General features: G+C 62.9%; 6 protein-coding genes, 1 pseudogene and 1 riboswitch. Of the genes and pseudogenes, 6 read left to right on the top strand and 1 reads right to left on the bottom strand.

Going from position 1 to position 8,800, the window contains the following annotated elements:
- Positions 1–25: 25 nt before the first annotated feature.
- Positions 26–1,474: an APC family permease gene (locus ACNPN0_RS11755; protein WP_402695774.1), complete on the bottom strand. Its 1,449-nt coding sequence runs from the start codon at positions 1,472–1,474 to the stop codon at positions 26–28.
- A gap of 265 nt (positions 1,475–1,739) precedes the next feature.
- Here ACNPN0_RS11755 and ACNPN0_RS11750 point away from each other — a divergent pair, with 265 nt between their 5' ends.
- From ACNPN0_RS11750 to ACNPN0_RS11725, 6 genes and pseudogenes are all read left to right on the top strand, one after another.
- Positions 1,740–2,912, top strand: coding sequence for a serine hydrolase domain-containing protein (locus ACNPN0_RS11750; RefSeq protein WP_448937917.1), 1,173 nt, complete (start codon positions 1,740–1,742; stop codon positions 2,910–2,912).
- Between the two features lie 47 nt (positions 2,913–2,959).
- The gene (locus tag ACNPN0_RS11745) at positions 2,960–3,736 is read left to right on the top strand and encodes a GDSL-type esterase/lipase family protein (protein WP_442904123.1); all 777 of its coding nucleotides are present in this window, start codon (positions 2,960–2,962) and stop codon (positions 3,734–3,736) included.
- Positions 3,737–3,838: 102 nt separating this feature from the next.
- A riboswitch (glycine riboswitch) is annotated at positions 3,839–3,936 on the top strand.
- 164 nt (positions 3,937–4,100) lie between these two features.
- The gene (gcvP, locus tag ACNPN0_RS11740; protein WP_448937918.1) at positions 4,101–6,947 is read left to right on the top strand and encodes an aminomethyl-transferring glycine dehydrogenase; all 2,847 of its coding nucleotides are present in this window, start codon (positions 4,101–4,103) and stop codon (positions 6,945–6,947) included.
- Between the two features lie 13 nt (positions 6,948–6,960).
- Positions 6,961–8,088 (top strand): glycine cleavage system aminomethyltransferase GcvT, encoded by a 1,128-nt coding sequence (gene gcvT, locus ACNPN0_RS11735; RefSeq protein ID WP_365943140.1) that lies wholly within the window; start codon positions 6,961–6,963, stop codon positions 8,086–8,088.
- Between the two features lie 60 nt (positions 8,089–8,148).
- Complete coding sequence (gene gcvH / locus ACNPN0_RS11730; RefSeq protein ID WP_402695778.1) at positions 8,149–8,529, top strand: glycine cleavage system protein GcvH; 381 nt, start codon at positions 8,149–8,151, stop codon at positions 8,527–8,529.
- Positions 8,529–8,800, top strand: a pseudogene (locus ACNPN0_RS11725) (serine hydroxymethyltransferase); the annotation flags it as partial. The gene gcvH and the pseudogene ACNPN0_RS11725, both read left to right, overlap by 1 nt.

Genomic DNA, 8,800 nt, shown 5'->3' with positions numbered 1-8,800 from the left:
CCATCACTGCTTTAACGGTTTGGGATCAGTACTGTCCCGGGCGGGTTTCGATGACGCCCTTCTTGTAGTTGATCCGGTTGACCAACCAGGTCACGGCCCACAGCAGCACGCCGATGACCAGCAGCAGGCCGGCAATCTCGTACTGGACCCAGTCTTCACGCGAACGAGCCCATGGGCCGGCAAGGAACAGGCAGAAGAACACGCCGAGGATCGGGATGATCGTTGGAGCGCGGAACGCATCGGGTTCCGGCTTGTCGCGGCGCAGCACCAGCAGGGCTACGTTGACTACGGCGAACACGCACAACAACAGCAGCGCGGTCGTGCCGCCCAGCGAGCCGACAATGCTGCTTCCGTTGCTCAAGTTCACGTAGACCACCAAGGCGATGGCCAGCACGGTGCTGAACAGGATCGCGGCCCATGGCGAGCGTCGGGTCGAATGCACCTTGCCCAGGAACTGCGGCAGCACGCCTTGGCGGGCCATGCCGTAGAGCAGGCGGCTAGCCATCAGCATGTTCATCAGCGCGGTGTTGACCACCGCGAAGACGGTCAAGAACGGGAAGATCGCGTCAACTGGCAGGTTCGGCAGGCCGATGCGCACAACATCCAGCAGGATGCCGGCATCCGGGTTCTTCGGGTTCAGCAGATCGCCGGTCGGGATCACCATGATGACCGTGACGGCCACCAGCATGTAGATCAAGGCGCAGATGCCCAGGCCGATGAGCATGATCTTCGGGAAGGTCTTCTTGGGATTCTTGGTTTCCTCAACCAGGTTCACCGAATCCTCGAAGCCCACCATCGCGAAGAACGCAATGGCAGTACCCATGGTCACGGCGGCGAAGACGCTGCGGTCGGTGGGGGTCTCGAAGACCACCAGGCGGGAAATGTCACCCTGGCCCGAGGCGATCACCGCGAAGCCGATGCCGATGATCGCGGCCATGATGGCCAGCGAAACTATGGTCAGCACGAGGTTGAACTTCACGCTCTCGCCCACGCCGCGGAAGTTGATCACTGCGAGGATCACGATGATCGCAATAGCTGCCCACATGCCCGCTTCCGGGGTGTTGGGAACACCCTCGACAAACTGGCCAATGCCAATGAGCAGGTTGCGCCCCACCAAGGTGGCCGAGGTGGCGGCACTGGTGATGCCCGAGCAAGCCACGGTGAACGCCACCAGGAAGGTGACGAAGTGGATGCCGAATGCCTTGTGGATGTACAAGGCGGCACCGGCCGCGTGCGGGTATTTGGTCACCAGTTCGAGGTAGCTGAAGGCGGTGAGGGTCGCGATCGTGAAAGCGATCAGGAACGGCAGCCAGGCGGCTCCGCCCACCTGGCCGGCAACTTTGCCGGTGATGGCGAAAATTCCGGCGCCGATGATATCGCCCATGATGAGGAATAGCAGCAGCTTCGGGCCAATCACCCTGCGGAGTTCTGTTTCTTTGCCGTCGGTAACGGCCGTGTCACTGTTCACAGTCATGCGATCGAGATCATCTCCTTCAATTTTGTAGGCAAACATTACAACTTTAGGGTCAGCGCATGAAGTGGGCAAACCGGCTTCAAGGCTGGCTCACAGAACTTGGGGTCCAGCGGTAGTGAAATGTCGATTAGTGGCTTAAACAAGCCAATGCTGTGAGCTGACGTACCTATATGCTAGGTGTCGGGTCAGCGTGTGGAACTACCGGGCCATGGGATCGAAGCGGTTAGGGTTAGTTGATGAGAGACAAGCACTTTGAAGGATTTAGATGCAATCGGTGATCACTGAAGAGTTCGCGCCCCTGGCGGAAGCACTAGAGGCGCGAGCCGCTGAGGAAGAAGGTTATTCGGCGCAGCTGGCCGTGTACCACCGCGGCGAATTGGTGCTCAGCCACAGCGTTGGCGAGCACCTCTGTGGTGACGCGCTGACCTGCGTCTTCTCCTGCACCAAGGGCCTGGGTGCGCTGGTCGTGGCACTGCTCGTGCAAGATGGGCTGATTGATCCGAACGCGCCAATGGCCACCTACTGGCCGGAATTCGGGGACAACGGGAAAGCCCAGCTCACCGTCGGCGAGGTGCTCAGCCACCAAGCGGGAGTGCTCGGAGTGCCCGGGGGCGTGCCCAGCGAGATCCTCCTGAACTCCGCCGAATACGCCAAGGTGCTCGCTTCCATGCCAAGCGTCTGGCCGCTGGGCCAGAACATTGTCGGCTACCACGCGATCACCATGGGCGTGCTCATGGAAGAACTGGTACGCCGGGTCACCGGCAAGGAACTGAAAGAAGTCTTCGAGGAGCGCATCCGCAAGCCGCTGGGAGCCGAAGCATACATCGGCCAGGACCCCGCGCTGGAATCGCGCTACCGCGATGTATTGCCGGGCGCTGACGCCGCACCGGAATTCTTCGATCCGTTCTCCCCGGCCGGGCTTTCGGTGAACTCGGCCTCCGGTTTCGCGCTGGAAAGCGGCCCGGTCTACAACTGGCACGAACTGGCCAACGCGCCGCAGGTGCGCGAACTGGGCCCCGCATCCATGGGCGCGGTCGCCAATGCCCAAGGCCTCGCCGCAATCTATGCCGCCTCATTCGGTGCAGTGCCGGCACTGGGCGCCACCCGCGGATTCCTCACCGCCGACACCTGGTCCCAGGTTTCCACCGAGCTGGTCTACGGCCATGACCGGACCAACGGGCTGCTGCAGGCCTTCGCCCTGGGGTTCATGAAGGCCACCGCGCGCAACAACTATGGATCGATTTTCGCCTACGGCCATGACGGTGCGAATTCCTCGCTGGCCTTCGCCGATCCAGCCCACCAGCTGGGCTTCGGTTTCATCCCCTCGCGCAATGAAGGCGTCAAGGAGATCTCCACCGGGGTCAAGCTCAGCCAGCTGGCCCGCCAGCTGATCATGCAGAAGAACATGTCGGCCCAGGCTGCCGGCAGCAACGCGTAGTAAACCCATCGGGAATGGAACGAAGCAGGAGCGAAGTGAAGAAGTTTGTGGCACTAGGTGACTCGTTCACCGAAGGCGTTGGCGATGTGGATCCGACCCGGCCCAACCAGGTCCGCGGCTGGGCGGACCGGGTTTCGGAAGTGCTCTGCGCCGAAGGCGAATGGGAATACGCCAACCTGGCGGTGCGCGGCAAGAAGATCGGGCAGGTGATCAACCAGCAGCTGGACCAGGCGCTCGCACTGGCCCCGGATCTGGTCACCATCTATGCCGGTGGCAATGACATCCTGCGCCCGAAGGCGGACCTGGATGCGCTGATGCGCGGCTATGAAGGCATGGTGCGCCGCTTTGCCGAAGCCGGAAGCGCGGTCGTGCTGTTCACCGGTTTCGACACCGTGGAATCACCGTTGTTCTCCAAGACCCGTCCGCGCACGGCCATTTACAACGAGAAGGTTCGCGAAATCGCGGACGAGTACGGCGCGGTGATCGCCGATTACTGGCGGTGGCGCGAATTCTCCGATCTGCGCTACTGGGCGGTGGATCGGCTGCACATGAACGAGCTGGGCCACACGCTGATGGCCTCGAAGGTCCTTGACGTGCTCGGCACCCATCGGATCACCGAGGGAAACTGGTCCTCCAGGATCCAGCAGCCGTCCCTGCCGGAACTGGCCGTGAACTCGCGCGGCGAAAAGCTGAAGCAGGAATTGGGCTGGGCCAGAGAGCATTTGGCTCCGTGGGTCAAGCGCCGGATCACCGGCACCTCGTCGGGTGATTCCTTGTCAGCGAAATATCCTGATTACATCCGTTTAACTGCCGACGCCAACTGAACGCATTTATGACTTTTCCGGACCCCGCTCCTGTTTGACCTTGGGGGCGGGGCAGGTAACATGGTGGTGTGCTGCAGGTCTCCGGCCGGCAGCGCGCGCCATAGACGGATGGCGGGAGAGTCCCGTTCACACCATGGACGGGCGCCGTAGGAGCAATTCCTCCCCAGGAAACTCTCAGGCACCCGTACCGCCATCATGAGGCAACTCTGGAAAGAAACCGGCCCGTTCCGGTTCACCGAAGGTGCAAGTGCCCGGCTTGGTTTGCTGGATGCGTAAAACTCTCAGGTTATGCAACAGGGATGGGGAGGTAAAAAGACCTTCCTTTGGCATGCGCCAAGACAGATCCCATGGAGATACCAGCACCATGACCATCACGCAGACTTCGGCACGAGCGAATACTGAATTCGTTTCACGCCATATCGGCCCACGTCCTTCCGACGTCACCACCATGCTTCAGACCCTGGGCTACGACAGCCTGGAAGAACTGATCGACACCGCCGTTCCGGCAGACATCCGCCAGGACTCCGCACTGGATATCCCTGATGCTCTGAGCGAAACCGAAGCCCTAGCCCACCTGCGTGCGCTTGCCTCGAAGAACGTCATGAAGACCCAGATGATCGGCCAGGGCTTCTACGACACCATCACCCCAGCTGTGATCCGCCGCAACATCGTGGAAAACCCAGCCTGGTACACCGCTTACACCCCGTACCAGCCGGAAATCTCCCAGGGCCGCCTCGAAGCCCTGCTGAACTTCCAGACCATGGTCATGGACCTGACCGGCCTGCCCATCGCCAACGCGTCGCTGCTGGACGAATCCTCCGCTGCCGCCGAAGCCGTGCTGATGATGCGCCGCGCCAACAAGAAGAAGTCCAAGGGCAAGACCGTGCTGGACTCCAACATCTTCCCGCAGACCCTCAAGGTCGTGCAGGGCCGCGCTGACGCACTGGGCTTCGAAGTCGAGATTGCCGACCTTGCCGCAGGCTTGCCAGAGGGCGAGATCTCCGGCATTGTCCTGCAGCAGCCTGGCAACGACGGCTCGATCGCGGACCACGCTTCGATCATCGCCGCCGCCAAGGAAACCGGCGCCATGGTTACCGTGATCGCCGACCTGCTGGCCCTGACCATGATCACCCCTCCGGGCGAGCAGGGTGCCGATATCGCCGTGGGCAACACCCAGCGATTCGGCGTGCCGCTGTTCTTCGGCGGACCGCACGCTGCCTACATGGCCGTGGCCGATGGCCTGACCCGTTCCATGCCAGGACGCCTGGTAGGCGTTTCGGCCGATGACGCCGGAGTCCCTGCCTACCGCTTGGCCCTGCAGACCCGCGAGCAGCACATCCGCCGCGAAAAGGCCACCTCCAACATCTGCACCGCACAGGCCCTGCTGGCCATCTGCGCTTCGATGTACGCGGTCTACCACGGCCCAGCCGGCCTGAAGCAGATCGCCTCGCGCGCCAACAACCACGCCCGGGTCATCGCCAGCTCGCTGGTTTCAGGCGGCTACACCCTGGCTTCGGATTCCTTCTTCGACACCGTGGTGGTGAACGTCGAGAACGCCGATGCCATCATTGCCAAGGCCATCGAAGCAGGCATCAACCTGCGCAAGGTGGGCGAGACCCAGGTGGGCATCTCCACCGACGAGGCCACCACCTCGGGCGTCGTCAAGACCCTGCTCGAGGTCTTCGGCGCAGAGCTCTCGGCTCCGGAAGGCTTCGAGATCCCGGCCGGGCAGGTGCGCACCAGCGACTTCATGACCCACCCGATCTTCAACACCATCTCCTCCGAAACCCAGATGATGCGCTACCTGCGCCGGCTCTCGGACCGCGACCTGGCCCTGGACCGCACCATGATCCCGCTGGGTTCGTGCACCATGAAGCTGAACTCGGCCGCCGAGATGGAATCCATCACCTGGCCGGAATTCGCCTCGATCCACCCCTACGCGCCTGCAGCGCAGACCGAGGGCTGGCGCGAGCTGATCACCGACCTGGAAGGGCGCCTGACCGCAATCACCGGCTACGCTGGCGTTTCGATCCAGCCCAACGCCGGCTCGCAGGGCGAGTACGCGGGCCTGCTGGCGATCTCGGACTACCACCGTTCGCGCGGCGAAGGCCAGCGCGATCTGTGCCTGATTCCGGCCTCGGCCCACGGCACCAATGCCGCGTCGGCAGTGCTGGCCGGGATGCGCGTGGTGGTCGTGAAGACCGCAGCCGATGGCACCATCGACGCGAACGACCTGGATGCCAAGATCGAGGCCAACAAGGACGTCCTTGCAGCCATCATGATCACCTACCCATCCACCCACGGCGTCTACGACTCCGACGTGCGCGAGGTCTGCGACAAGGTCCACGCCGCCGGCGGCCAGGTGTACATCGATGGCGCGAACATGAACGCCATGGTTGGCCTGGCCCAGCCAGGCAAGTTCGGCGGCGACGTGTCGCACCTGAACCTGCACAAGACCTTCTGCATCCCGCACGGCGGTGGCGGCCCAGGCGTAGGCCCAATCGGCGTTGGCGAGCACCTGCTGCCATTCCTGCCAGGCGATGCTTCGGGCACCTACTCCGAGCGTGACGGCGTGCCGGTGGTGGCGACCGCTTTCGGCTCGGCCGGCGTCCTGCCGATCTCCTGGGCCTACATCGCGATGATGGGCGGGGACGGCTTGACCGAAGCCACCAAGCACGCGATCCTGAACGCGAACTACATTGCCAAGCGCCTGAACGAGCACTTCCCGGTACTGTTCACCGGCAACAAGGACCTGGTTGCCCACGAGTGCATCCTGGACTTGCGCGAACTGACCGCCAAGACCGGGGTCACCGCCGAGGACGTGGCCAAGCGCCTGATCGACTTCGGTTTCCACGCGCCGACCCTGTCCTTCCCTGTGGCAGGCACCCTGATGGTGGAGCCCACCGAATCCGAGGACCTGGCCGAGATCGAGCGCTTCATTGAAGCGATGATCACCATCCGCCAGGAAATGGACGAGGTCCTCTCCGGTGCCTACAGCATCGAGGAATCCCCATTGCGCAACGCTCCGCACACGGTCTCCGCCGTGGTCAACAGCAAGTGGGACCGCAAGTACTCGGTCGAGCAGGCGGCCTTCCCGGTCCCGGCGCTGAAGTTCGACAAGTACTTCCCAACCGTGGGCCGCATCGACGGCGCCGGTGGCGACCGCAACCTGATCTGCTCCTGCCCGGCTCCCGAAGCCTTCGAAGACTAAGGAAGAGTTAGAGATGACTGAGACTACTCAAGCACTCAAGCACACCGCGCTGCACGCGCAGCACGAAGCTCTCGGCGCCAACTTCACCGACTTCGGCGGCTGGGACATGCCGTTGAAGTACGGTTCGGAACTGGCAGAGCACAAGGCCGTGCGCTCCACCGCTGGCCTGTTCGACCTGTCCCACATGGGCGAGGTCTACCTCTCCGGCCCGGAAGCCGGCAAGGCGCTGAACACCGCCCTGGCAGGGAACCTGGGCATCATGAAGGTCGGCAAGGCGAAGTACTCGCTGATCCTTGACGCCGAGGGCAAGATCATCGATGACCTGATCGTCTACCGCCTGGAAGAGGAGAAGTTCCTCGTCGTGCCCAACGCCGGCAACGCCCCGGTGGTTGCCGCCGAACTGGCTGCCCGCGCCGCCGGCTTCGACGTCGTCGTGGACGACGCTTCGGGCCGCCAGTCGCTGATCGCCGTCCAGGGACCGAACGCTGAGGCGATTGTGCGCAAGCTGGCCGCCGACGAGGCAACTGCCCAGGCTGTCACCGAGCTGAAGTACTACGCTGCGGTGAAGGTGGTGCTCGGCGGCATCGACGTGCTGCTGGCCCGCACCGGCTACACCGGCGAAGACGGCTTCGAGCTGATCATCGAAAACGAGGATGCGGCAGCCCTCTGGGAAAAGAGCGTTGAAGCCGGCAAGGACCACGAGCTGGTTCCTTGCGGCCTGGCTGCCCGCGACTCGCTGCGCCTTGAAGCCGGCATGCCGCTGTACGGCAACGAGCTGTCCCTGGAACGCACCCCGTTCGATGCCGGCTTCGGCCCGGTGGTCTCCTTCAAGAAGGAAGAGGACTTCGTGGGCCGCGAAGCCCTGGAAGCGCTGCGCGGTGCGACCCCGCCACGCAAGCTCGTCGGCCTCAAGGGCCTGGGCAAGCGTGCCGGCCGCGGCGGCTACGCCATCGTCAAGGACGGCGCAACCATCGGTGAAATCACCTCCGGCCAGCCTTCGCCAACCCTGGGCTACCCGGTTGCACTGGGTTACGTCGACGCCGAATTCGGTGCAGTGGGGACCGAGCTGGAGGTAGACCTGCGTGGTAAGACTTTGCCTTTTGTCGTAGTCGAACTGCCGTTCTACACCCGAGCCAAGTAACGTTAAACATCAGTAGGGCTAAGCAAATCGCCCGCTAATTCCCTTGGGAGAGGAAATACCGTGAGTAAAGTTCTTTCGTCATTGCGCTACTCGGCCGAACACGAGTGGATCGATGCATCGTCCCCAGCAAAGATCGGCATCACCCAGGTTGCCGCCGACGCCCTGGGCGACGTGGTCTACGTCGACCTGCCAGAGGTCGGCGACTCCGTTACCGCAGGCGAGACCTGTGGCGAAGTCGAGTCCACCAAGTCGGTTTCCGACCTGTACTCGCCAGTGACCGGCACCATCGTTGCCATCAACGGCGAGGCAGTGGACAACCCAGGCATCCTGAACGAAGACCCATACGGTGCCGGCTGGCTGTTCACCGTTGAGGTCGCCGAAGAGGGTCCGCTGCTTTCGGCAGCTGACTACGCAAGCGCGAACGGTGGAAACGTCGAGTAATGAGCAACCAGACTTTTGAATCCGTTGCCGCTGCAACGTTGACCCAGTCGCTGGCTTCGCTGGACCCGGAGGTCGCTCAGCGTATTGACGCTGAGCTGGCTCGCCAGCAGCGCGGCCTGGAAATGATCGCTTCGGAGAACCACACTGCGCAGGCAATCATGCAGGCGCAGGGTTCGGTACTGACCAACAAGTATGCCGAGGGCTACCCGGGCCGCCGCTATTACGGCGGTTGCGAGGAAGTTGATGTCATCGAGACGCTGGCTATTGAGCG

The sequence above is a fragment of the Glutamicibacter sp. AGC84 genome, assembly GCF_053543575.1.
Note: the sequence above shows the minus strand (reverse complement) of the source record. Positions and strands in the feature narration are given on the sequence as shown.